We start from the raw sequence: 22,077 nt of genomic DNA on the forward strand, positions 1-22,077 counted from the left end.
CTTCTGCCTTCCGGAAGCCTGATATTAGATGCCGCTTAAGCTCACTTGAGATAATCCATGATGGTGAGATTATTCAGCTTGTTGGTGATCGAGTACGCCGCCTGAAGCGCAGTCGAAATATCTGCAAGCTGCGTCGTGACCGTGGCCGGATCGATTTGCTCAAGGTTGTTGATAGATTTCGTGAGGAAATTAATCTGCGAATCGATCTGGTCGTTTGAGTCGGAAACGCGCTTCTGCGTTACGCCAAGATACGATTGGACCTGAGTAATTCCACCTGTTGCGTTGGCGACGAGATCTCGTGCCTTCGATATGATGACTTGCTGAGTTCCGCTTCCGAGATTGCCGAAGCCTAAGCCCGCAAACATCACAAAAGCTTGGGTCAAGTTGCGGAAATTGGCGTCGTTTGCGGTGACCGAAGTACTGGCGATCTCACTTCGCGAAATCCGACTGCTAACTGATTTGTCTGACGCACCCGACCACGTGCTCGACCAGCTCGAGGAGGTGAACAGGTCCGCGAATTCGTTATCGAGGAAATCCTGCATGTCTGAGGGCGAGATGTTGGCCGCCGCGGGATCGCTCGGATTGAACCCAAACTTCGTGACGAACGCGTTCGCAACTGCCTGTTGCCCAGCTGACGGAGGCGCTCCGAAGAAATCGTCCATCGGTTTGACGTCGGAGTTGATGCCTGCAAAAAGATACTGGCCGTCTAGCGACGAATTGAGCTGATCCTGTAGTGTTTGCATACCGGCCTGGGCCGCTTGCAGGATGGTCTCGGGCGACGTCGACGCCGAGCCACCACTGACCAAGGCCGACAGAAATGACGATGTGCTTTTTGCTACCGTCTGCAACGCGGATTGCGAAGCGTCCATGCGATTCAGAACGAGGTTGTTCGAATTCTTGATGGACTGGATCTGTTCGAGATCCTGCCGCATGGAAACGCTAACACCCGTGGTCGCGCCAAGGGTTACTCCGACATCGGCATGCCTCGATGTCGCCAATTCCTTTTGAACATTGACGAGTTGCGACTGCAGGCGAGCGATCGAACGACGAGTATCATCCTGGAGGCCGGCCGACGATATGAAAGATGCTGTGATCATGATGTTAGTTGATCGACTGTAGGAGGGTTGCAAGCATGTTATCGACCGTATTGATCAGACGCGACGAGGCCTGGAAGGTGCGCTCCAGGTCGAGAAGGTTGGTCATCTCTTCGTCCAAACTCACGCCTGTTTCTCGCGAGAGCGCGGAGCTCGCCCGATCGGCCAGGGTCTGCCGGGACTCAGCCTCGGAACTTGCCGATTGTCTCAGCGCTTCGAGCCATGATACGGAAGATTTTGCGTAATCGGCGACGGATGCTGTTTGCGGCAGCTGGGACGAACCGTCGAACGAACGTGACGCGGTGAGACTCGACATCAACTGCTGAATTCGATCCGTGTAGGATGCAGCTCCCGTCGCGTTGTACGTATAGGCCGCGTTTCCGGCGATGCCGCCGTCTCGCACAAGCTGCGCGTTGCCGCCTTGCGCAGGGTCGACAGTCGAATTGATTTTGATCGAGCCCGCCAGGCCCGCGATGACCGTTCCGGACGCTGGAATTGCCGGGCCGCCACCGTATGTAAATAGACCAGCTGCAGCTGGAAGCGTCGGCGTCGCGGATTGATCAGTCTCGGCGGTTGCTTCGATGAGGCCTCGAGCGATCTCATCGAGCTGGCTCTGATACGTGAGCGCAATATTGTCTCTAACGTCGACAAGGCCCGCCAGCTTGCCGGAGCTGATCGACATCGTGTGGGGCGTGCCCGCGATCGGAACGCCATCCGCATATACCGGAGAACCGACCGAACTCGGCGAAAGATTTGACGTTGGAGCGAAAGTCACCTGGCGAGCGGTTTTATCAAATAGCGTGACGCCGCTGTCGGTATAGATCGCCATATCGCCGCCGGCGCGCGAAACTGTTCGTATGCCGACTTCCGTCGACAGCTGCTTCAGGACGGCGTCTCGCTGATCGAGGACGTCCGTGATGTCTGCGCCGCTGCTCGTTCCCTTCACGACGCTCTGATTGAGCTTCTCGAATTGAGCGAGCAGATTATTGATGTTGGAGACCGACGTCGAAATGTCGGAATCGGCCTGATTTCGGATGTCCGTGACGGCCTGGGTGGCGGAATTGAGCGCCGTTGCCAACGACTGTGCGGCCGAAACCACCGTCGCTGCAACGGCACCGTTCTGAGGCGTAGTCGAATAGTTTTGAAGTGCCGAATTTAGTTTGGAGATGAGAGCGGCTGGTGAGTTTTCAGAGTCTGTGTCTCCGACCGTATTCTCAAGCCGGTCGAGCGCCGAGTTGACCACGGTCTGAGTCTGATTACTGGCATTCGCACTCAAGTAAGTATCAAGCAGAAGCTTGTTTGCTGTCCGCGATATGCCAGCGACGCTGACGCCGCCACCCCCCATTGTGACGACGTTTGCGATCTTACGTGTCGCATCGGAATCGTTGACGCGCGCAATGTTCTGCGAGACTACCGAGATTTGCTCAGAAACAGTCGAAAGACTTGAACGCGCGTTGCCGATACTCTGTGTAAGCGTCATCAATTAGCCTTTGGTTTTAGTACGGTTAACGGACGAGATTTACGAGAACGTCCAATAGTTCGGTGCCGGTCTGGAACACTTTCGAATTTGCGGTGTAGTTGCGTTGCGCCTGGACCATGGTGGTCAACTCCGACGCAAGATCGACAGTCGAATTTTCCAATGCGCCGGAAACAACCGAGCCAAAACCGCCGGAGTTGGCCAGACCGAGCTGCAAATCACCCGAGCTCTTATTCGTCGAGAAAACGTTGCCGGAGATTGCCGTCAGGTTGTCAGGGCTTGCGACCTTTGCGAGCGGGACCCTGAACGCATCGACGCGCGATCCGTCGGCGTAGACGGCTGTGACGGTCCCATCAGGGCTGATTTCAAGACGGTCGACAGCGGTCGGAGGACTGCCGTTCGCGCTTGCATTTTGCGGCGTGTAGGCGGCTGCGAGCTGCGTCGTCTTGCTGATATCAAGCGTCAGCGTAGCGCCGTTCGGGATGTTGACACTGAGCGAGCCCGAAGCGGGAGCCGTGAGCTGCCCCGTCGTGGCATCGAACGTCAAAGCCGTCGTCGTCAGCAGCGAGCCCGCAGCATAGGGAAAGCCGCCGGTTGCCGACGCGCCATCCGCGTTATAGACGGAGAATTCCCAGGTATTATTTGCGGTTTTCGCCGAATATACGTCGAGCGTGACCTGATGCCCGAGGGTGTCGTAGGTGACGATCGACGTTTTGCCGGCAAATGCAGCCGATGCGGCGTTCGCGGAGGGAAGGTTGGCTGCAGCCGTGATGGCTGCGTCCGCTGGAAGGTTCACGTCAAACTTCCCGGATGTCGAAGGCGTCGCCTTCATTCCGAGGCCGGCTGTGCTGACGATCTGAAGTCCTGCTGCGCTATTGATAACGGAGCTCGAGCTGCCATCCAAAAGATTGTAGCCCAGCAACTTGAAGCCTGCAGCGTTGACCAGGTCGCCGTTCGCATCAGGAATGAAGCTGCCGGCGCGCGTCAGGTATGGCGTGCCCGCGGCGCTCTGGACCATGAAGAAGCCATCACCGCTGACCGCAAGGTCTGTCGGAGATTTGGTATATGTGAAGTCTCCCTGCGCCGAGATGGCGCGACGAGCAATGGTCGATACGGACCCTGGCACGTATGCCGCGACGCTCCCCTGTGCGATGAGCGTTGCGAACTCAGTCGATGCCGCTTTGTAGCCAGTCGTATTGACGTTCGCGATGTTGTCCGCGACCGTACCCATTCGGTCAGACTGAACAGACATCCCCGATACGCTGGTAGTCATTACTCCGTAGAGACCCATCGACATTCTCCTCGTCGCGCATGATGCTCGGAGCAAGCAAAGCATCTGTGCCTTGCGTGAGACTGGTTGCTGCCGACCTGTGAACCGGGTGCAAAGCGTCTTCGAGGGCAAATTCTTTCAGACGGTAACCAAGGAACCGCTGTGAATCGATCGGGTCGTAACCGAGTTTCTGCTTCAGCCTTTTACGAAGCCGGCTGATGTGGCTTTCAATTACGTTCTCATGAATCTCGTCATTAAAAATTCCATACACGCGGTTGAATATCTGCGTTTTGGTAATCCGCGTATTACGGCTTAGGACGAGGCATTCCAAAATCCGGCGCTCACGCCGCGGCAATGGAAGGACTTCACCATTCACAATGGGATCCCGGCCGTCGAAGAAGATCCTGATGCCGCCGACGTCCACGCATTCATCGGCAATTTGCATTCGCCGGCGAATTGCGCCGCTGCGGGCCAATATCTCCCGGACGTGAAAAGGCTTTGCGAGCACATCGTCGAAACCCAGCGAGAAGAGCTCGAGCGTTTCGCTGAGCGCCCTTGCTTCGATCAAGCCGATGAGCGGCGCCCTGCAACGCGACCGGACCCGCGCCGAGATCTGACGGCGGCTTGAAACCGTTCCGAGCAAAAATCCCTCGATAACGGCGACATCCTGATCGTTGATGAGTTCAAACCACTCGAAGAACTCGGACGGCTCTACAGCTGTAGCTGCAATACCCTCGCGTTCGAAACACGCAACATACCCTCCGGCGACCGTCGACCGGTCGTCAAGTACAACGAACATGTTGCCCCCCAGGCCCCGCAAATCATTGGCATAAAAGGAAATACAGTGATTCACGCTCATTATTAACAACTATTTCATTATTGCATGGGGCGCGAAAGACACGCCAAATCACACGAAAGTTACACTCGATGCAGATACATGCAGGACGAGCATCCGGCGCCGAGGCGTGCGCATCACCCAATTCAAAATGCATATAATTTTATGAGTTTTTCTCTCTGCTCCGTAAGCTAATTCCGGTTGAATAGATATTCCACCGCTCGGCCAAAAGCTGAATACGAGGAATCGAAAAAGCGGCTGGAGAATGCGTTGTAATTATAGCGAGCAGAGCGGAACTTGTTCAGGTGCGTAATATGAGGCAGACGAAAATTCGAAAACTGTTTCGCAGCATGACCGCACCTGGAATTATCGCAGAAGAAGTTCTGTCAGACGAACGCAGGACCGCCGAGAGGCATTCAGCGCGTCAGCATGTTGCTCTGCGCTTTCGCAATTCGCATTTGATCTGTGATTTAACTGACCTCTCCGAGACGGGAGCGAAAATCAGCGTGCTCGACGGTGTTGTGCCGAATGTCGATGAGACCGTAATGCTGACGCTATTCGATGGCACGGTTATTACTGGCACAGTGTCGTGGTTGCGCGAGAAGCATATCGGCGTTGAATTCGCTACTCCCGTGAGTGACGTGGACGAGCGATTGGATTTCGAAAATCTCGGCAGAGATTATTTCGGCAAAGCCGTCAAACTTCAAAAATCGGCGCGCCGGGCCTAGTCCCATCTGAAAGTTGTCAGCGCTCCGCAAGCCGAGTCAAATATGAGGTGGGCACGTTTGTGCCTTCCTTTATCCGGCTATGCCAATGCGATCCCGGGCGCCACTACCGTCAAGCTTCGACATTCTTTTCGACGACTTGTTCAGTCGAGAGGATGAGCAGATCCGCGCGCCAAGCTCGTCGCGCCGGTTTTCGATGAGCGGCCTCGAGGCCGCGTGGGACTTCGCTGCTTCGCGGGGCGGAGCGGCCTCGCGAATAACTCAACCGCGTCCTAAACATTATGGCGAGGAAAGCGGCCGCGATATCCAGGCCGAAGCTTCATTAGATCCTAACGAAATATTACTCGAGCTTGGGCTTGGCTCAAGCATCTCGGAGGCAGACGTTGCAAGTCTTCGACGCGAGTTCGCTTTGCGCAATCATCCCGACCGGGTTCCGGCTGAACTCAGGGCGCTAGCAACGCAGCGAATGATGATCGCTAACGATCTCATCGACAGATATGTCGCCGGATTACGTAAATCTCGCGGCTAGGACCGCGCGAAATTACCTAAAATGCAAATAGCTTTGTTGGCGATGTTCCCATCAATGCCGTGTATTTTCACCATCAGTGGAATGACCGGCGAAGTGCGGTGAGGGACGAAAATGAAAGACGTGGGTGCAGACCTCGGGGCGTTGCAAGCTCGTATGACGGGCATCGGCTCTCGCCTTGGCGGTGACTGGGCAGAGAAACTGCAACACCAATTGCATCTCGATCTCGGCACGGCGGAATGCGCCTATTGGCATTCGGGCTATTATCAAGCTCTCTCAGATGTTCTCGACCTCATCGCGAAGCCTAACGCCGACACCTCGGACATGACCAATCGGTACCGTGCGGCCGGCTAGGATGTAAGAAGTTTCCGCTCGGCAGAAATTGATGAAACATCTCACACTCTTTTTCGAACGCTAACCGCTGTTCCGCGAAGTGGCGGAATTTAAACTGCGATGCCGTTCCGATGTGCGCTTTCAGTTTCGATTTCAAATTTTCACCTGCACTGCCGACATACGTAATCGAAAAGCGGCCAAGGTAATCGATGAAGCCGAGCGCGTAGGCGCCAGGACAATTTTCGACGAGCTCTTCATCGATCGCGTCGGCCGCGAGCGAGAAGGGGCCATGCAGGCCGGTCCCTGTCAGTTCCTGCTGCGTCATCTAACGATACCTAAATATAGACTGCGTTGCCTTGCCGGCTATTCGGCAACTCGCCGGCAGATGTCTGCTGAGAGTTATCCTTCTGACGACGCTGCGCTTGATCGGACGATGAGCCATCGCGCCGTTGCGCATCCCCATCCTGCCGTCCCGTGAAGTTGGAGCGCGCCTGATCACCGTCTCGGAACGGCGATCCACTCGTTTGCCCGTTTGAGCTAGCCGAACTGCTCGATGACGACTCAGTGATCTTCAAACTGGAAACGTCGTAACCCGCGTCTCTCAATCCTCGCTCCAGTGACGTGCGATCATCGTTGAGAATTTTTGCTGTCGCAGCCTTTGAAGCCTCAGCTTCTATCGCCAGTGAATTCGACTTGAGGCTGAGACGCAATCTCACGGAGCCGAGGTCCGCTGGAGAGAGCGTCAGATCAAGCGAACGCAATACCGGTGTCGGAGCAGGAGCGCGATCCCTAAGGTCCATTGCGGTGGTGTTCGGTGCCAAGTCTCCGGCTTTTCCGGCGAGTGCATCAACGACACCGTTGCGAATTTGCGCGCTTACGCTCGGTTGGCCCTGCTCCGAGGGTTTGGGCTCGATCGAAAAGACTCGATTGGTGGAGTCGGATGCATCTGCTTTCGCGACTCTGGCGTTCGCTACATCCCCGGTCGTCTGCTGTTGAAAGCGTGCGCCGGTTTGATCTTTATCTGCGAGGAAGGAATTATCCGGCGTATCCGTCGTGGCTGCCGAGACAGCTTGTGGCTGCAGCTGGGGCAGCGGCTCATTCGATGTCTTGGAAGATGGGTCCGCATTCTTTTGCACCACCGTCGACAGGTTGGGCGTCGACAGGTTGGGAGTCGACAGGTCGCGCATCGAGAAAGGGGCGGACGAGAGAGGATGCGGCGTGATTCGCTCCTCAGGTGTCAGCCTCGAGAGCTGCGACGCAGCGCCTGCGACCGTTGTCTCGGCGAAATTCCAATGTGTCTCCTGGCTGTTGACGACCGCGGGTGTCGCATCGCCGATTTCATCCCTGTGCTCCGGCGGCATCGCATTCGGCATGTTGGCCTGGACCAGCTTCGTATTGTCGTCGCTCGGAACCAGACGCGTTTTCGCGTCGAGCAACGCGGCGATGCTATCCTGCAGCAGCAGATTTCCAGGCCGCGCTGCGCGCTGCATATTTTCGGAAGGCTGCTCGACACTATCCGGTGTTTGGTCACCGGGGCCATTGCCATTTACGAGAGCCGCAATCGCAATCGTCGGCCCATTATCACTTCGCTCGACGCTTGCGTTGGCTTTTGGCTCCTGCTGACCGATGCTGTCGAAGGTTTCCTCGAACGATGGATCACCATCATCCGTTTTGGAATTGCCCTGCTTTCGCGTCGATACGCTATCGCTGCGTCTAACGGAGTTGTCGGACGAAGACGCTTTGGCCTTGGTGGCATCCTTCGTCGCGTCATCAGACTTGTCGTCCCCATCCCGGGACTGCTTGGTAGAATCTCGATGCGAACCGACACGCATACGAACAGATTGCAGAAGTTGATCGACCGTGTCTGGCGCGGCGCCTCTTACCGGGGCTGTCATTTTTCACTCCGTGCGATGATCTGATCGGCTTCGTTTAAGAGGGCATCTGCCTTGCCGAGGGCAGCTGCGGCTTTCGGCAGGATCGGGTTTTCGGCGATCGTTCCACCCGCCCGCACTTTGATGTCCCCGCGACCAGCGGCTATGTCGTTGCCAACCACGCTCTTTGCGATAAAGCCCGCCACTTCGCGAATTTCCGTATCGTCGTCGGAAAGCCGATCTGCCGTGATCTGGTTCAGCGCCCTCAGAGCATCTCCCGCATCTGCTGAAGGCGCTTCTGCCGCTGCTCGATAGAGGCGAGCTTTATCCAATGTTTCGGGTGCCGCCGCGTTTCCGATCTTCAGAATTCTGTCGGCTGCGGCCCGAGCCAGCTTCAACCTGCCTTGCAGAAGCGCTTCGCCTGCGACAGCGATAAACAATTCCGACGCAACCGGCATGTCCCGGTCGTCGAAAGAATCGGCCAACCTATCGACGATTTCTGGATCATCCATATCGCCGCGCTTTGCCGTCGCTTCGGCGAACTCGCGAAGGAGCTTCGACGCATAAATGGACTTCCCGAACTCGCGGACGTAGCTCGTCGTCAGCATAAGCGCGCGGTTCCTCTCTCCCATGCCAATGAGAATCGGGATTTGCCTTCGCGTAGCAGCTTCGTCGATTGCGGTGTGCGGGCAAGCAAGCCGCGCATCATCAAGCAGCTCGATGGCCTTCGCCTGGTTATCGTCGAGATAGAGCGAGGCGCGAGCCAGCGCGAAAGGACCTACTAAGCTAACGTCGAGAGACCTCGGATCGATCTCCATGAATAATTTCCGAGCGGCCCTTGGCTGTCCTTGGGCAAAGCTCACGATTCCAGCCGCCAATTTCTGATCGGCGGCTCCAAGCACATTGCCGTCGATCAGGGGAGTGAGAACATGCGCGTCGCCGCCGCTCAATACATAGAGCAAGCTCGTACGCACATTGATGTAGTCGCTCCAATCTCCCGGACCGAATTGGCGAAGTTCACCGGCTATATCCCTCAACAGTCGCGCCTGGTCGGCAAGCGCTGCACGGTCGCCATGTATAATTTTGTCCTGGATGGCGCCCAATTGCTCGACCAGGCGAAGCGTGGCGTCCCTCGCCTGCATCTCGTTCACCGCCTTTGCGGCATACGATGGGACGGCATGAGCGAGAGGTTCATCCGATTTCGGCTCGCCGAATACGAATGCCGGCCGGAAGTAGATCGCCGCGCCGGCTGCGACGCCGGCCAGCGCAACGAACAAAGCTGCAGAAATCAGCGCAAGGCGCTTCATTTCTGATCCTCTTTGACGAGGATTTCGATCCTGCGGTTCGGTGCTGCCAACGTATCGGACGGAATTTTCGGGTCGCGGTCGGCGCGCCCTTCGATGGCGGTAACGCGCGCTTCCGGAACGCCGCCTCGCACGAGCATGTAATAGGCCATTTGCGCGCGCGCTGCTGAGAGCCGCCAGTTGTCGTAGTTGCCGTTCTTGTATGCGCGACTATCGGTATGACCGCGGACGACTATGGTTCCGGGCTGGGCTTGTAGAACCTTTCCGATCTTATCCATCACGAGGACGAGCTCGGGGCGCGGTTTCGCCGACCCCACTTCGAACATGCCGAAATGCGCGTCGTCCGTCAGGCTGATGAGCACTCCTTCCGGAGTTGCCTTTACCTCGACTTGCGGCAGGTCTTTCGAGATATTCGAAATCGCGCTTGTGATTTCGTCTTCGAGCTTTTTCGCCTGCTGATCCTTGTCCTTATCGTGCGTCTTTTCTTCCTTCTTCTCTTCTTTCTTCTCTTCCGTCTTCGTCTGATCCAATGCCGCCGGCGTCTGCTTCGCTACGACGTCCTGTTGCTTCGGCTTCTCGAATTGGCTCGCCGCCTGGGGAACCGGCGGCGTCTGTTTGACGGTCTCTGGAGTTGGCGGTTTCGAATTGTTCGCAACGGCCTTTGCCCCGCTGGGCGGGGGAGCGGCGGTCGCCGGTTGTGAGGCCGGCTTCAACGTGTCCTGAGATTTCCCGGCACGCCGATTGGTGCGATCGAACGGATCGCTGATGTTGCCATCGGCGGGGCTAGAGGCCGTCGTCGGGGAATTGGCGCGTGCCTCGTCCGCTAGCTTCTCGAGAAGATCGCCCGGATTATCGAAAAGCGCCTGTTCCTTTTGAGCTTCGGTGCTTTTTCCGCCGGCTGCAGCGCTCGATTTCTGCGCCGCCTCGTCCATCGCATCGCCGGTACGTTCTTTGCTCTCTTGCTCGGCTTCCTGCTTCTGCTGGCTGTTGATGACCTGCTTTTCGAAGCCCTTTTTGCCGCGCTCCTCTGTTGGCTTTGTCGCTGTTTCCGTTAGATCCTCAAGCCCTTTCGGAGCAGCGTATCGGTCCGTCAGCCGCATCGGATTGAAATAGGCGGCCACCTGGACGATCGTCTTCTTGTCCGCCGCATTGATCAGCCACATCACCAGGAAGAAAGCCATCATCGCGGTCATGAAATCCGCGTAGGCAATCTTCCAAACTCCGCCATGGTGCGGCTCGTCTGTATTGCGCCGCCGCCGAATGATGACGAGCGGTTGCGATGAAACGTCTTCCTGGCCGTTGCTCATGTTTCCATCGCCTCAAGCGCCGCAATCCACGCAGAAATATTGAGTTCGATCTTGGTGTCCTCAATGTGAGCGCGAATATCGCTGTTCGGACTTTCGGAGTATCCGATTTGAAATCCTTCGGTCGGCAGCCGCTCACGAAGATGCTGGACAATCTCGGCCGGTGCCTCGACGTGAACTTTCGCACCTTCGACAAGTGCCCGCGCTATGGCGTTTTCGAGATCCTTCATGGCGCGTTCACGCAACCGATCCATCAGCCACGGGCGCAACAGCGCCGCCACACGCGCCTCGATGCTCAGCTCGATAAGTTTCGTGACGTTTTCCAAACGCACGGCCAGAACGTCGGCGCAGTCGCGCTGCCAGTTTAGCTTTTCCTCGGCGAGCCGCTCGGAATGAAGGCTTGTCGCTTCCGTTAGGCGAAGCTCCGCATCGGCGTCTGCTTCGGTTCTCCCATCGGCGTGGCCTTGCCGATAACCGTCCTCGAACGCCGACTTTAATTCGGCTTCAAAATCGATCTTGACGTCGCCGTTTTCGCGATCGAAGTCAGACAGGAGCGAAAACGCCGAACTGTGAAGTCTCGCCGTCATCCGTTCTTGACCCAGTGCTTCAGGATGGCTGTCGCCTGCTCCTCGTCACTATCGATAATGGCTCCGAGCTTTTCGACCGGACCCAGCGTGAGCGATCGGCCAAACGAGAGACCGGTTCCAAAGCCGGAGCCCATTCCCATGCCCATACCCATTCCGCCTTCGGCCTCGAATGGGTTGGCCCCCGGCTCCAACAATGGCGATGCCATCTCAGGCATATCTATGGGAGCAGCCCCCGATCCCGTGATCGACGCGAGGGGAGACTGAAGTGCTGCGACGTTGCCCGGTGCCTCGACGGCTGCTCCGTTCGACAGCAGCGTACGCATGACGGGTCTGAAGCCCGCCATCACCACAATGGCGGCGACGAGAAGTATCGTCAGCGATTTTATTCCCGTTCCCGCAAGGCCCATCAGCAATGGCGCCCACCCGGAGGCGGAAGATGCTTCGTCGAATTGTGAGGGAGCAAAGTCCACAGCCGCGACGCTGATAAGATCGCCTCGCTTCTTATCGATGCCGGCAGCTGAAAGCGCCAGCTTTTCGATTTCGGCGACCTGCTTGTCGAAGTCCTCCGCCTTCGCATCCTTGCCGATGACGTCGGCGAGGCGCTTCTTGTTGATGACCACGGCTACCGAGAGGTTGTCGACCTTATATCCCTCGCTCGAGGTGGAAGCGGACTTCGTGCTGATTTCGTAGTTCGTCGTTTCTTCCTTGCGATCCTGTGCTTTCTTGGTCTGGTCTTTGGCCGCAGGCGCTTCGCCCGGAATATTCTGCTCAACGCTGACGTTCGTCTTTCCGGATGAATCCTGTGAGCTCTGCGCCTCTTTGACGAACCTGGTCGAACGCTCGACCTTGCTCTCGGGATCGAAGTTGGTTTCGGTCGTTTGATGCTTGTCGATATTCAGTCGTGCGATCGCGCTGACCTCGAAATTGTCGAGGCCCAAATAGGGCGCCAGCGTGCGGCGGACGCTATCCTGTACTTGTTGGGCGACGGTGCGTTCCAATTCGAGCATCTGGACGGGCGCATCGCCCGCTACACTACGGCCGCCTCCGAGAATTGTTCCGTCGGTGCCGATCACCTGCACTTCGTCCGGCGTCATTTCGGGAATTGCGGAAGCCACAAGATGCTTGATCGCGGGGGCGGCAGCAGCATCGCCGGCGATGTCGGTTCTAATCACGACGGACGCTGACGGCGGCTGCTTCTTGACGCGCAGCGCGTTCTGGTCGGGAAGGAAGATGTGCACGCGAGCGGCACGGATGCCCTTCAGGTACTGAATGGTCCGCGAGAGCTCTCCTTCGAGAGCGCGGACGCGGGTGACCTCTTGCATGAACGAGGTGAGACCCAATGCGCCGAGCTTGTCGAACAGCTCGTATCCGGCGGTCTGACTTCCCGGCAGGCCTTTTTCGGCGAGAAGTGCGCGGGCTTGGGCTGTCTCACCGATCGGAACGCTCAGCTTGGTGCCGTCGATGCTGGTTTCAAAGGCAATCCCCGCCTCGCTCAGCACCGAGCCCATGCGGCTTATGTCCGACGGCGTCAGGCCGACATACAGGGTGTCGTAGCTCGAGCGGGAGGCGAAGTAGCTGCCGAGCGTTATCAGTGCGAAGACGAACGCGCCCGCGGCTCCGAGGGCCATAAGGCGCTGGCGGCCCAGGCCTTTCAAGCTCTGATACAGATTTTCGAATTGACGCCAATCCATCTTCAACCTTACCGGCAAAGTTAAATGCCGACGGTAGAGAGGGAACCTTGTGCAAAGGTGACGGGCCGCCCCCGCGAGGCATTCCGATCTTGCGGATCGTTGCCTCGGGGATGCGGCCCGTCTGATGCGTCAGTTAGGCTAGACTGAGCTTTGTGAAGGGCTCGGCGCTGATAGGCGCCGAGCTTCAGTCGTTAGCGGAAGAGCGAGAGGATGTTCTGGCTCGACTGGTTCGCGATGCTGAGTGCCTGTACACCCAGCTGCTGCTTAACCTGAAGTGCCTGCAGTCTCGTCGACTCTTGGTTCATGTCGGCATCGACCAACTGAGAGACACCCGTCGTGATCGAATCCCGCAAGGACGAGATGAAGCTCGTCTGAAGGTCGATACGCTTCTGGGCTGCGCCGAGGTTCGTCGCCGCCGTGGTCATCTCCTGGAACGCGCTATCGACGCCAGCGATGTACGAAACCAGCGTCGCCTGGTCGGTCGAGCTGTCCGTGAGCGAGCTGATATCGATGCTCATGACCGACGTACCGCCGGTCGTCACGATGGCGCCCGTCGTACCGCGCTGCGAGTCGAGGATGCCGCCGCTGGCGCCGGTTGTAGCGGTCGAGGCGTCGAAGAGAATCGACTTCGACGTATCAACCGAGATCGTGCCGATCGAAACGGTGCCCGTCGTTGTACGAGCAAACGAAGCAACGATCGACTTCGTCGAGCTGTAGCCGGTGACCGACGAGTCAACCGAAACCCAGTTCTGGCCGGAGAAGTTCGCCGTAGCGGCGATACCCTTGAGCTGCTCCTGGAGCTGCGTGATTTCCGACTGAACCTTGGCGCGATCAACGCCCGGAGCAGCGGCTGCCGTCAGCTTTTCTTTGATTTGGCTGACGAGCGTGATGGACTGGTTCAGCGCGTTGTATGCAACGTCGACTGTGCCCTTGCCCAGGCCAAGCGCGTCTTGAACCGTCGAGAGCGCGTCGTTGTCCGACTTCATCGTCGTCGCGATCGACCAGTAGGCGGCGTTGTCCGAAGCGGAAGCAACTTTCAAGCCGGTCGAGATGCGATTCTGCGTCGTCAGGAGGTCTTTGGAGGTCTGCTGCAACGACTGAAGTGCGGTCATTGCGGAAAGATTGGTATTGATACTGCTCATGCCCATGTCCCTTGTCCTTCTACTCGGCACTAAAAAAGCGCACGCACACTGGGGACATGCCGGGTCTTCCGGCTTGACAGATCGGCATCATGCCTGTGGCGCGGATGTCGGCGACCACTCTGTCATCAAACTTCAAATAACTGAGACTTGTTTCCCAATAGTTACTTTTTGGCGACCAAACGTTAATCGCCGGCCTAGGCGATCAACTTCACAACGTTCACCGGCCTAGGCGAACGATTTAACGAGTGCGCCGACAAGTAATGTCCACCCGTCGACCAGCACAAAAAACAGAACCTTCAACGGCAGTGACACCACCGTGGGCGGCATCATCATCATGCCCATCGCAGTCATAATCGTTGCGACGACAAGATCGATGACGAGAAACGGAAGAGCTACGAGAAAACCTATTTCGAAGCCTCTCCGAATTTCCGAAATCATGAAAGCCGGGATCAGGACACGCAAATCGTCTGATTCGGCTTTGTTTTGCTCGCCGAAACGTTCTGATGACATTTCTTGAAAAAGAGCAAGATCTTTGTCGCGAACGTTGGCTTGCATAAATGCACGGAAGGGAGCGGTCGTGCGGGTGTACCCTTCCTGCTGACTGATTTTGTTCTCGACCATCGGTTTGACGCCGTTGTCCCAGGCCTGCTGGAACGTCGGCGCCATAACGAACAGCGTCATGAATAACGCCAAGCTTATGATGATCAGGTTGTTCGGCGTCGTCTGGAGGCCAAGGCCCGCCCGCAAAAAGGAAAACGCGATCACAAATCGCGCGAACGACGTCACCATCATCAGCAGACCGGGGGCGACCGATAAAACGGTCATGACCACCAGAAGCTGGACGATACGGCCCGAGACGCTTGCATCTCCAGCTGGAAACAACGTCTGGAGGTCGATAGCCTGCGCCAGGGCGGCATCAGAAGACAGAGCCAAGGCAGCCGCTGCGGCGAAAATTCTGCGTACTGTCATTCGAGTACCAAGCCGCCGATCAAAAGACCGAGGATTGCGCCGCGACCGCGCACTCTCGCACGGTCGTCGAGTTGCTCGCGCAGGTTTTGGAATCCTCTTACGCCCTGAAAGTCGGAGATCGTGAGCCCCTTTAGATAGGCGATCACATCCTCCTTCACTTCATTCCTCAATGTCGTCGTTTCCGGCGTTCCATGCGCAACGATGATCGAGACATCGAGGCGGACCCTCATTCTCGGTGCAGTTTCGAGGTCGGCGATGATGGACGAGATTTCGACCGCCAGCGCGTCCTTCGGAAACCGGCCGGCAGCCGGCATTTTCTCTTCTATTGCTTCGACGGACGCCGGGGCCAGCGCACTTGCGGCGTTCGGCAACGCGAAATAGCCGAATGCTCCACCACCAACAGCGCCGATGATGGCTGCGGCAAGTGCCGACTTCACCAAGTCCGCGGTGCCGCCGCCCGGATCGTTTTTGTCTTCCGCCATGTGCCGACGCCCCCCGATCCCTGCCTAGAACGGAGACACGATGTCGAGAATCTGCTGGCCATACGGTGGCTTCTGGATTTCCATCACAGTCCCCCGGCCGCCGTAGGAAATGCGGGCCTCGGCAATCTTCTCGTAGGAGATCGTATTGTCGGTCGCGATATCACGCGGACGAATCACGCCCTGAACGTTCAAAACGCGAAGTTCATAATTGACGCGCACTTCCTGCGACCCACTCACGACAAGGTTGCCGTTTGGAAGCACTTGGCTGACGACTGCACCCACAAGCAAATTGATGCTTTCGGATCTCGCGATCGCACCTTTCGAGCCCGTGGACGTCGTTCGATCGAGACTGCCATCGAGCTTGCCGGAGCCGGACGGCCCGGTGCCGCCGAAGCCGAAATCGAAGTCCGCCGACGACTTGAGCCCGACGCTCGCATCGCGCGACCGATTCAGGTTGTTATCCAGCGAGGCCTTGTCGTTGATTTGAATTTTCACCGTCACGACGTCTCCAACGTGCAAGGCGCGCGCGTCACGAAAGAGATCGGCCCCGGAATCCTGCCACGTTGAATTGCCCGAGTGGTAAGCGACCGGCGTGACGGGAAGGTCGACATGCGCCGTACGATCCGGCGCCAAGCCACTTCCGACCGGCGACAATGTCGGCTCGCGGCCGATTTCGCGCAGTTGATCGGCGCACGCCGTCAGCAGCAAAGAGAGCACAGCGACTGCCGGCGCTGCCCAACGTAGTTTACTGCACATCGGGCTTACGCTCCGGGTGAACCACGATTTCTCCAGCGCCCGCAATAACGGCCGACAGTCTCGCCGCCTTGGCGGCTTCCATCTCGGTCATTATGAGACTCGACACTTTCGGGGTGAGCTTCGACACGACCGCTGCGGCGACCATCTCATCCATTACCGCGAGTTGTGCGGCGGCGGCGTCGGGCTTCATCTTGCTATAAATTTGGACAAGAGACTCCGTCGCGCGCACCGTGAAATCCTCGCGCATCTTGATCCAGCTTTTTAGAACTTCTGCTTTTTCTGAGAGCAGACCGATCCGATCGTCGAGCTGCTTCTGCGCCTTTTCCAGATTGCGGGTCTGCTGCGCGATTTGCGCGGCGGTCGCTTCGTCCAGAACGCTCGAACAGTACTGCTGAGCCGGACTCAACTCCGGGGCAGACGGCGCCGGTATCTGCAGAACTTCCAATTCCTTTTCGTCTGGCTTTGCATCTTCGGCCCCGACGACCGGAGCAAACAGCATCAGAGCGAGAAGGGCCGAGGTCAGGCGAATGAACGATCTCATTGAACCACCAGCTCGGCTTGCAGCGCACCCGCTGTTTTCATGGCTTGCAGGATTGCGATAATCCCGATGGGCTTCAGCCCCATTCTGTTGAGGGCCGATACGAGCTCACGCAGATTGGCTCCGCGCGCGATCTGCACGGTTCCGCCCGCTTCCTGCACATCGACTTCCGTATCGGGCACGACGACCGTCTCTCCTCCCCTGGAGAATGGTGCCGGTTGAGAGACCTTCGGCGTTTCGGTAACACGAACGGTGATGTTGCCATGAGCAACCGCCACCGTCGAAATGCGCACTTCGCTGCCAATTACGATCGTTCCGGTCCGCTCGTCTATAACGACGCGCGCGGACTGATCCGGGTTGACCTCAAGCTCGCCTATTTCCGCTAGCAGCCTCGACGACAGCATACGCGGCGGCTTACGCAGCATTACTGATTGCTGATCTTTCGCGCGTGCTATCGGCATGCCGTAGCGCTCTTTTGCGAAATCGTTGATGACGTCCATGATGCGGACGGCCGTCGTGAAATCGGGATTGCGAAGCTCGAACTCGAGAGGCATTTCCTCGCTAAACGCGCCCGGAGCGTCCTGCTCGACGATGGCGCCGTTCGGAATTCTGCCGCGTGTCGGAATTCCCGATGTTATGGATTCGGCCGCTCCCTTTGCAAGGTAACCCGAAATCGTGACTTGGCCCTGTGCGGCCGCATAGATCTTCTGGTCGGCGCCAGTGAGCGGCGTCAACACGAGCGAGCCGCCAGCCAACGACTTGGCGTCGCCTATGGATGAAACGGTTACGTCGAAGCGCGAGCCTTTGGAAGCAAACGGCGGGAGTTCCGCCGTGACCATGACGGCTGCGACGTTTCTCGTCCGCGGCTCGTTCTGCGATCCGCGAATGTTGATGCCCATGCGATCCAGCATCGCCTGAACCGACTGCTGCGTGAACGGCGAATTTCGCAAGGTGTCGCCCGTTCCGTTCAGGCCGACGACAAGGCCGTAGCCGACGATCTGATTAACCCGGACGCCTTTGAGGTCGGTTATGTCCTTGATGCGCGTGCCGGCCTCGGCAACGTGCGCAAAGCCGAGAAAAAAAAAGAATAGTGCAGCGGCCAATCTCATTGATCGTCCACCGCGAGTGTTTGATCGGCCCTGATGCGCGCCTTGATGATGAGCCCCGTCTCGGGGTTGCGTACGTTTATGATTTCGCCGGCAGATCCGGACTGCAACGGCACGCCGACACCAACAATCGATACGAAGGCGGACTCATAGGAGAGCTTGTAGGTCTTGCCCTGCTTTATGAGTTCCTGCGTTTTGACGGCCGTGCCTGGGATCAGCTCATTCGGCAACAACGTGCGGCGAGCGACCTTACCCAGAAGCTCTTCCGAACGTTCCCCAAAAACCGGCGGGTTGTTTGGACCGACCAGCAGTTTGCGCTCTATGAGTGCTTCCGTCGTGATGACGTCGCCCGGATAAATGACGGCGCGCGGAACGAAAACTGTGCGGCCGCCTTCCGTCGCGTGCGCAACAGCAGATGCGGCGAAAATCGCCAGCAGCGTCGCTGCCGCGAAGCCGCGCGTGTTCCGCATGCTGCGCACCCGTATCATCAGCGAATATCCTTGGTGATGACGTTGTACATATCGTCAGCGGCGGAAATGACCTTGGAATTCATTTCATAGGCGCGCTGTGCGGAAATCAGCTCGGTGATTTCCTTAACGGGGTCGACGTTGGAGCTTTCGAGATAGCCTTGTTGGATTGTCGCAAAGCCTTCGTCGCCGGGGGCTCCGATCACCGGGCTCCCGGAAGCCAGCGTTTCCTGCAGGAGGTTGCCGCCCAGTGGCGCAAGGCCCGTCTCGTTTGCGAAATTCGCGAGAGACAATTGCCCGAGAAGCTGCTGCGTTCCGGTCGCGCCGATGACCGCGTAAACTTGGCCCGCAGCGTTGACCACTACGTCCGTCGCGGTATTCGGGATCGTGATGTTCGGGATGACGAGGTTGCCCTCGAGCGTGACGAGCTGCCCCGTCCCATTCTTATTTAAAGCGCCGGCGCGCGTGTACAGGATCTCGTTGTTCTCGCCCTGGACCTGGAAGTAGCCACGCCCATTCAAGGCGAGATCCAGCTTGTTGCTCGTCGATGCCAGCGCACCCTGCATGGAAAGATTGCGGATGGCGACGGTCCGAACGCCGAGGCCGATCGTATTGCCTTCAGGAATGATGGTGTCGTCATCGCGTGCGGCCGTTCCGGCCGCGCGGTCGGTCTGATAGAGCAGATCGGCGAATTCAGCGCGCGAGCGCTTAAAGCCCGTCGTGTTGATGTTCGCGACGTTGTTGGCGATCACTTCAACGTTGGTCTGCTGTGCCGACATACCGGTCGCAGCAATTGAAAGCGCTCTCATGACTTACGACCTCAAATTTGCATACGACTGATTTCTTGGTAGGCGCCGACGACCTTGTCGCGGACGGCGACAACGGTGCGAAGCGCCTGATCGGCCTGCATGACGGCTTGAACGACCTGCTGCAGCGGTGCCTTGCCTTGCATACCGGCGATGGCGGTTGTTTCGCCTGTCTTCACCGTTCCGATGGCGTCGGCTGCCATGCTCGCCAAAGTTTGTGCGAAATCGCTTTGCGGCGCGGCTCCCGATGAAACGTTCGGCGCCCCACCGATGCCCTTCGACGCCGCGGCGCCTCCGATCCGGTCGATATTGGGCGATAGCATTGCGATGCTCAGGCTCATGAGTTCGGCCTCAATAGATCGAGGGTCATCGAGACAAGCTCGCGGACCTGCTTGATGACTTGGGTGTTGGCGGTATACGAGCGCGTCGCCTCACGCATGTCGGCCAGCTCGACGAGCATGTCGACGTTCGGGAGCTTGACGAAGCCTTTTGCGTCGGCGGCCGGATGCCCGGGCATGTATTCAGTGCGAAACGGCGCTTTATCGCGGTCGACATTGTCGACCTGCACCATATCGATGCCGTCCATATCATCGGTGACGGATTGGAAACTGATCGTCTTGCGCTGATAAGGATCGGACCCAGCGGTCTTTCCGGTCGTTTCGGCGTTGGCGATGTTTTCCGACAGGACCCGCATACGGGTCGACTGAGCGAAGAGGCCGTTCGATGCCGCCTTGCTGGCGGCGATAAGCGGATCACTCATGGATTAGCCTTTCGTCACGGATCGCAGCATCCCGTCGAACGTCCGCATGATCTGTGTGTTCATCGTGTAACTGCGCACGACTTCGTTGGACTTGAGAAATTCCTGTTCGAGATTGACGTCGTTCCCGGAAACGAGAACCTCGGCCTCACCGAAACCGCCTTCCTGCTGGCGCAAATTCCCGCCGTCGGCCGGGGCAAGGTGCTGCCCGTCGGTCACTGCCATCTGCACGGATTTGCTCATCACGTCATCGAAACTTTCGACGTCTTTCGCCTTGTAACCGGGCGTATTAGCGTTCGCGATGTTCGACGAAATCACCGACTGGCGCTGTGCGAGCCACTCATTTTGGCGAAACGCCAGATTGAAAAGTTGCATGGGCTGCATGAAAAGCGATCCTTAGGTGGCCCTGCTTTCCTATGTGCACCCGCTCCCTTGCGTCGGCCTGAACAGTCAGCTCTGCGGCCGCATCTTCGCGCGGCGCCTCAGACGTCCTCAATTGAGGCGCGCTTCTCCGAGAGCCTGGTTCAACCTCGTCGTGTTTCGGCCCGGGCTGACGGGTTCGCCTTCGAAAGAGATGTAGGTGATTTCGACGCCCGCTTCCTCGGCCTCGAGGATCAGCCTGAAATAAACGTGGACCGACTGATGATGAAATTCCATGTCGAGTAATACGCGGGGCAGCGATCCCCACTCCAGGTAGACGTCGCCCGCGTGGCCGAAGGTCAACGTTTCCGGCTTGAACGACAGCTCGATCGAGGCCTGCACAAGCGAGCCGATGCTCGCGATTTGACCGGTTTTCAAATAGCTGACGAGGTCGGGGAGATCGATCAACCGCAAGTCGGATGCGACGCAACGGATGCTCTCGCCGAGAATCTTTTCTCGAACCTCCGAATGATCGATACGAAATGGAATCATCAACGCTTTTTCCCTTTAAGCACGTACAGGACCGGACCGGTTTCGCCGCGCCTGAAGGCGAAGGAGAACCGCGGCGACCGCCTTGTAGAATTCGACAGGGATCATTTGATCCACGCTCACTTTTGCATAGAGGGACCTTGCGAGGGCCTTGTCTTCTATGACTGGGATGTCATTTTCTTCGGCAATTCTGCGAATCGAGAGCGCTACGAGATCCTGCCCCTTGGCGACAACACGCGGCGCGCCGCCTTCGGAACGGACATAGCGGAGCGCCACGGCAAAGTGCGTCGGGTTGGCGATGACCAAGGTTGCACGCGGCACCGCGTGAAGCATGCGTTGGCGCGCGCGGGATCGGGCGATGGAACGCCGCCGCGCCTTGATGAGCGGATCGCCTTCCGACTGCTTTCGTTCGTCTTTGACTTCCTGCGGCGCCATTCGGAGCTGGCGGCGCCAGAGCACATGCGTGACCGGCAGATCGAAAATCAGAAGACAAAACGAAAGGACCGCCAGCGACGTGAGCAACAGGGTGACGCTCTTTTGCGACAGTCTGAGAATCTCTGCAGGATCGCTCCAGATCGAATTGGCAAACTCGTGCCACAGCAGCATCAGGATCACGCCGGACGTTGCAGCGACGATGATCAATCTCAGCGTGAGCTTGAGAAACTCAAATGATCCGTTCGCGCTGAAAATGCGCTTCCAGCCTTTGGCCAGAGATAACCGGGAAAGCTCCGGCGTCACCCGCTTGAAGATTGGAAGAGGCGGCGTTTGGAGCACCGACGCCAATACGCCGGCCGCGGAAAAGCAGAGTATGATGGGAGCCGTCATAAGCGCGGCGCTTCTCCCCACCACATCGAAAACCATGCCGAGGTCGCCAGCACTCTCCAGTCGAATGGAGCCGACGTTCGCAAGCAGCCCCATCAGAAGCTCGGCGAAGTGGGTCAGAAAAACCTGGCCTAGGACTGCGATGACCAGAAGCGCGGCGAGAAGATACGCGAAATTGGTTGCCTCCCGCGAGATCGGGATGTTGCCCTCTCCGCGGGCGTCAGACATTCGCTTGTCTGTCGCTTCTTCTGTGCGGCTGTCTTTATCCTGCCCTTCGGCCACGATCGAGCTCCAGCGTCCTGCCGA

At 57.8% G+C, this 22,077-nt stretch carries 24 protein-coding genes; 2 read left to right on the forward strand and 22 right to left on the reverse strand.

Annotated features, from left to right (window positions below):
- Positions 1 to 41 precede the first annotated feature (41 nt).
- Genes AACL53_RS18830 through AACL53_RS18845 form a run of 4 tightly spaced genes read right to left on the reverse strand, consistent with a single transcriptional unit; the run spans position 42 to position 4,640 of the window.
- Positions 42 to 1,097, reverse strand: coding sequence for a flagellar hook-associated family protein (locus AACL53_RS18830; RefSeq protein WP_339086082.1), 1,056 nt, complete (start codon positions 1,095 to 1,097; stop codon positions 42 to 44).
- 4 nt (positions 1,098 to 1,101) lie between these two features.
- Positions 1,102 to 2,574, reverse strand: coding sequence for a flagellar hook-associated protein FlgK (flgK, locus tag AACL53_RS18835; protein ID WP_339086083.1), 1,473 nt, complete (start codon positions 2,572 to 2,574; stop codon positions 1,102 to 1,104).
- Positions 2,575 to 2,599: 25 nt separating this feature from the next.
- The gene (locus AACL53_RS18840; protein WP_339086084.1) at positions 2,600 to 3,862 is read right to left on the reverse strand and encodes a flagellar hook protein FlgE; all 1,263 of its coding nucleotides are present in this window, start codon (positions 3,860 to 3,862) and stop codon (positions 2,600 to 2,602) included.
- The gene (locus AACL53_RS18845) at positions 3,807 to 4,640 is read right to left on the reverse strand and encodes a response regulator transcription factor (RefSeq protein ID WP_339086085.1); all 834 of its coding nucleotides are present in this window, start codon (positions 4,638 to 4,640) and stop codon (positions 3,807 to 3,809) included. The genes AACL53_RS18840 and AACL53_RS18845 overlap by 56 nt, the downstream gene beginning before the upstream one ends.
- A 386-nt stretch (positions 4,641 to 5,026) precedes the next feature.
- On the opposite strand from AACL53_RS18845, the gene AACL53_RS18850 reads away from it, so the two are divergent.
- Together AACL53_RS18850 and AACL53_RS18855 are read left to right on the forward strand one after the other, a co-directional pair.
- Entirely contained in the window at positions 5,027 to 5,404 is a 378-nt protein-coding gene (locus AACL53_RS18850; RefSeq protein WP_339086087.1) for a PilZ domain-containing protein, read from the forward strand.
- Between the two features lie 637 nt (positions 5,405 to 6,041).
- On the forward strand, positions 6,042 to 6,281 hold the full coding sequence (locus AACL53_RS18855; RefSeq protein WP_339086089.1) for a hypothetical protein: 240 nt from the start codon (positions 6,042 to 6,044) through the stop codon (positions 6,279 to 6,281).
- 314 nt (positions 6,282 to 6,595) lie between these two features.
- On the opposite strand, the gene AACL53_RS18860 is transcribed toward AACL53_RS18855, so the two are convergent.
- The 18 genes from AACL53_RS18860 to AACL53_RS18945 form a co-directional block, all read right to left on the reverse strand.
- On the reverse strand, positions 6,596 to 8,155 hold the full coding sequence (locus tag AACL53_RS18860; protein ID WP_339086090.1) for a flagellar hook-length control protein FliK: 1,560 nt from the start codon (positions 8,153 to 8,155) through the stop codon (positions 6,596 to 6,598).
- Positions 8,152 to 9,438 carry a hypothetical protein gene (locus AACL53_RS18865; RefSeq protein ID WP_339086092.1) on the reverse strand — a complete coding sequence of 429 codons (1,287 nt, stop codon included), beginning with the start codon at positions 9,436 to 9,438 and terminating at the stop codon, positions 8,152 to 8,154. The genes AACL53_RS18860 and AACL53_RS18865 overlap by 4 nt, the downstream gene beginning before the upstream one ends.
- Complete coding sequence (locus tag AACL53_RS18870) at positions 9,435 to 10,742, reverse strand: MotB family protein (RefSeq protein ID WP_339086094.1); 1,308 nt, start codon at positions 10,740 to 10,742, stop codon at positions 9,435 to 9,437. Before AACL53_RS18870 ends, AACL53_RS18865 begins: the two co-directional genes overlap by 4 nt.
- Positions 10,739 to 11,326, reverse strand: a complete 588-nt coding sequence (locus AACL53_RS18875; protein WP_339086095.1) for a hypothetical protein — start codon at positions 11,324 to 11,326, stop codon at positions 10,739 to 10,741. The genes AACL53_RS18870 and AACL53_RS18875 overlap by 4 nt, the downstream gene beginning before the upstream one ends.
- The gene (fliF, locus tag AACL53_RS18880) at positions 11,323 to 13,017 is read right to left on the reverse strand and encodes a flagellar basal-body MS-ring/collar protein FliF (RefSeq protein WP_339086096.1); all 1,695 of its coding nucleotides are present in this window, start codon (positions 13,015 to 13,017) and stop codon (positions 11,323 to 11,325) included. The genes AACL53_RS18875 and fliF overlap by 4 nt, the downstream gene beginning before the upstream one ends.
- Positions 13,018 to 13,208: 191 nt before the next feature.
- Positions 13,209 to 14,165, reverse strand: coding sequence for a flagellin (locus AACL53_RS18885; protein WP_339086097.1), 957 nt, complete (start codon positions 14,163 to 14,165; stop codon positions 13,209 to 13,211).
- A 219-nt stretch (positions 14,166 to 14,384) separates the two neighbouring features.
- A complete protein-coding gene (fliP, locus tag AACL53_RS18890; RefSeq protein ID WP_339086098.1) occupies positions 14,385 to 15,128 on the reverse strand; it encodes a flagellar type III secretion system pore protein FliP in 744 nt (247 codons plus the stop codon).
- Positions 15,125 to 15,610, reverse strand: coding sequence for a flagellar basal body protein FliL (locus AACL53_RS18895; RefSeq protein ID WP_339086099.1), 486 nt, complete (start codon positions 15,608 to 15,610; stop codon positions 15,125 to 15,127). The genes fliP and AACL53_RS18895 overlap by 4 nt, the downstream gene beginning before the upstream one ends.
- A 24-nt stretch (positions 15,611 to 15,634) precedes the next feature.
- Complete coding sequence (flgH, locus tag AACL53_RS18900; RefSeq protein ID WP_339086100.1) at positions 15,635 to 16,366, reverse strand: flagellar basal body L-ring protein FlgH; 732 nt, start codon at positions 16,364 to 16,366, stop codon at positions 15,635 to 15,637.
- The gene (locus tag AACL53_RS18905; RefSeq protein ID WP_339086101.1) at positions 16,356 to 16,907 is read right to left on the reverse strand and encodes a MotE family protein; all 552 of its coding nucleotides are present in this window, start codon (positions 16,905 to 16,907) and stop codon (positions 16,356 to 16,358) included. Before AACL53_RS18905 ends, flgH begins: the two co-directional genes overlap by 11 nt.
- Entirely contained in the window at positions 16,904 to 18,013 is a 1,110-nt protein-coding gene (locus AACL53_RS18910) for a flagellar basal body P-ring protein FlgI (protein WP_339086103.1), read from the reverse strand. Before AACL53_RS18910 ends, AACL53_RS18905 begins: the two co-directional genes overlap by 4 nt.
- Complete coding sequence (flgA, locus tag AACL53_RS18915) at positions 18,010 to 18,498, reverse strand: flagellar basal body P-ring formation chaperone FlgA (RefSeq protein ID WP_339086104.1); 489 nt, start codon at positions 18,496 to 18,498, stop codon at positions 18,010 to 18,012. The genes AACL53_RS18910 and flgA overlap by 4 nt, the downstream gene beginning before the upstream one ends.
- The gene (gene flgG, locus AACL53_RS18920; RefSeq protein WP_339086105.1) at positions 18,498 to 19,286 is read right to left on the reverse strand and encodes a flagellar basal-body rod protein FlgG; all 789 of its coding nucleotides are present in this window, start codon (positions 19,284 to 19,286) and stop codon (positions 18,498 to 18,500) included. The genes flgA and flgG overlap by 1 nt, the downstream gene beginning before the upstream one ends.
- 11 nt (positions 19,287 to 19,297) lie before the next feature.
- Positions 19,298 to 19,624, reverse strand: a complete 327-nt coding sequence (locus tag AACL53_RS18925) for a flagellar hook-basal body complex protein FliE (protein ID WP_339086107.1) — start codon at positions 19,622 to 19,624, stop codon at positions 19,298 to 19,300.
- Entirely contained in the window at positions 19,621 to 20,043 is a 423-nt protein-coding gene (gene flgC / locus AACL53_RS18930) for a flagellar basal body rod protein FlgC (protein ID WP_339086109.1), read from the reverse strand. Before flgC ends, AACL53_RS18925 begins: the two co-directional genes overlap by 4 nt.
- Positions 20,044 to 20,046: 3 nt before the next feature.
- On the reverse strand, positions 20,047 to 20,424 hold the full coding sequence (locus tag AACL53_RS18935) for a flagellar basal body protein (RefSeq protein ID WP_339086110.1): 378 nt from the start codon (positions 20,422 to 20,424) through the stop codon (positions 20,047 to 20,049).
- A 108-nt stretch (positions 20,425 to 20,532) separates the two neighbouring features.
- Positions 20,533 to 20,952 (reverse strand): hypothetical protein, encoded by a 420-nt coding sequence (locus AACL53_RS18940; protein WP_339086111.1) that lies wholly within the window; start codon positions 20,950 to 20,952, stop codon positions 20,533 to 20,535.
- A 15-nt stretch (positions 20,953 to 20,967) separates the two neighbouring features.
- On the reverse strand, positions 20,968 to 22,053 hold the full coding sequence (locus tag AACL53_RS18945; protein ID WP_339086112.1) for a flagellar biosynthesis protein FlhB: 1,086 nt from the start codon (positions 22,051 to 22,053) through the stop codon (positions 20,968 to 20,970).
- Positions 22,054 to 22,077 lie beyond the last annotated feature (24 nt).

The sequence above is a fragment of the Hyphomicrobium sp. ghe19 genome, from assembly GCF_902712875.1.
Lineage (GTDB): Bacteria > Pseudomonadota > Alphaproteobacteria > Rhizobiales > Hyphomicrobiaceae > Hyphomicrobium_B.

Bases quoted from the DNA above. Each gene is read 5' to 3' on its own strand.
- AACL53_RS18830 (WP_339086082.1), bottom strand. From the start codon at position 1,097: ATGATCACAGCATCTTTCATATCGTCGGCCGGCCTCCAGGATGATACT.
- flgK (WP_339086083.1), bottom strand. From the start codon at position 2,574: ATGACGCTTACACAGAGTATCGGCAACGCGCGTTCAAGTCTTTCGACT.
- AACL53_RS18840 (WP_339086084.1), bottom strand. From the start codon at position 3,862: ATGGGTCTCTACGGAGTAATGACTACCAGCGTATCGGGGATGTCTGTT.
- AACL53_RS18845 (WP_339086085.1), bottom strand. From the start codon at position 4,640: ATGTTCGTTGTACTTGACGACCGGTCGACGGTCGCCGGAGGGTATGTT.
- AACL53_RS18850 (WP_339086087.1), top strand. From the start codon at position 5,027: ATGACCGCACCTGGAATTATCGCAGAAGAAGTTCTGTCAGACGAACGC.
- AACL53_RS18855 (WP_339086089.1), top strand. From the start codon at position 6,042: ATGAAAGACGTGGGTGCAGACCTCGGGGCGTTGCAAGCTCGTATGACG.
- AACL53_RS18860 (WP_339086090.1), bottom strand. From the start codon at position 8,155: ATGACAGCCCCGGTAAGAGGCGCCGCGCCAGACACGGTCGATCAACTT.
- AACL53_RS18865 (WP_339086092.1), bottom strand. From the start codon at position 9,438: ATGAAGCGCCTTGCGCTGATTTCTGCAGCTTTGTTCGTTGCGCTGGCC.
- AACL53_RS18870 (WP_339086094.1), bottom strand. From the start codon at position 10,742: ATGAGCAACGGCCAGGAAGACGTTTCATCGCAACCGCTCGTCATCATT.
- AACL53_RS18875 (WP_339086095.1), bottom strand. From the start codon at position 11,326: ATGACGGCGAGACTTCACAGTTCGGCGTTTTCGCTCCTGTCTGACTTC.
- fliF (WP_339086096.1), bottom strand. From the start codon at position 13,017: ATGGATTGGCGTCAATTCGAAAATCTGTATCAGAGCTTGAAAGGCCTG.
- AACL53_RS18885 (WP_339086097.1), bottom strand. From the start codon at position 14,165: ATGGGCATGAGCAGTATCAATACCAATCTTTCCGCAATGACCGCACTT.
- fliP (WP_339086098.1), bottom strand. From the start codon at position 15,128: ATGACAGTACGCAGAATTTTCGCCGCAGCGGCTGCCTTGGCTCTGTCT.
- AACL53_RS18895 (WP_339086099.1), bottom strand. From the start codon at position 15,610: ATGGCGGAAGACAAAAACGATCCGGGCGGCGGCACCGCGGACTTGGTG.
- flgH (WP_339086100.1), bottom strand. From the start codon at position 16,366: ATGTGCAGTAAACTACGTTGGGCAGCGCCGGCAGTCGCTGTGCTCTCT.
- AACL53_RS18905 (WP_339086101.1), bottom strand. From the start codon at position 16,907: ATGAGATCGTTCATTCGCCTGACCTCGGCCCTTCTCGCTCTGATGCTG.
- AACL53_RS18910 (WP_339086103.1), bottom strand. From the start codon at position 18,013: ATGAGATTGGCCGCTGCACTATTCTTTTTTTTTCTCGGCTTTGCGCAC.
- flgA (WP_339086104.1), bottom strand. From the start codon at position 18,498: ATGATACGGGTGCGCAGCATGCGGAACACGCGCGGCTTCGCGGCAGCG.
- flgG (WP_339086105.1), bottom strand. From the start codon at position 19,286: ATGAGAGCGCTTTCAATTGCTGCGACCGGTATGTCGGCACAGCAGACC.
- AACL53_RS18925 (WP_339086107.1), bottom strand. From the start codon at position 19,624: ATGAGCCTGAGCATCGCAATGCTATCGCCCAATATCGACCGGATCGGA.
- flgC (WP_339086109.1), bottom strand. From the start codon at position 20,043: ATGAGTGATCCGCTTATCGCCGCCAGCAAGGCGGCATCGAACGGCCTC.
- AACL53_RS18935 (WP_339086110.1), bottom strand. From the start codon at position 20,424: ATGCAGCCCATGCAACTTTTCAATCTGGCGTTTCGCCAAAATGAGTGG.
- AACL53_RS18940 (WP_339086111.1), bottom strand. From the start codon at position 20,952: ATGATTCCATTTCGTATCGATCATTCGGAGGTTCGAGAAAAGATTCTC.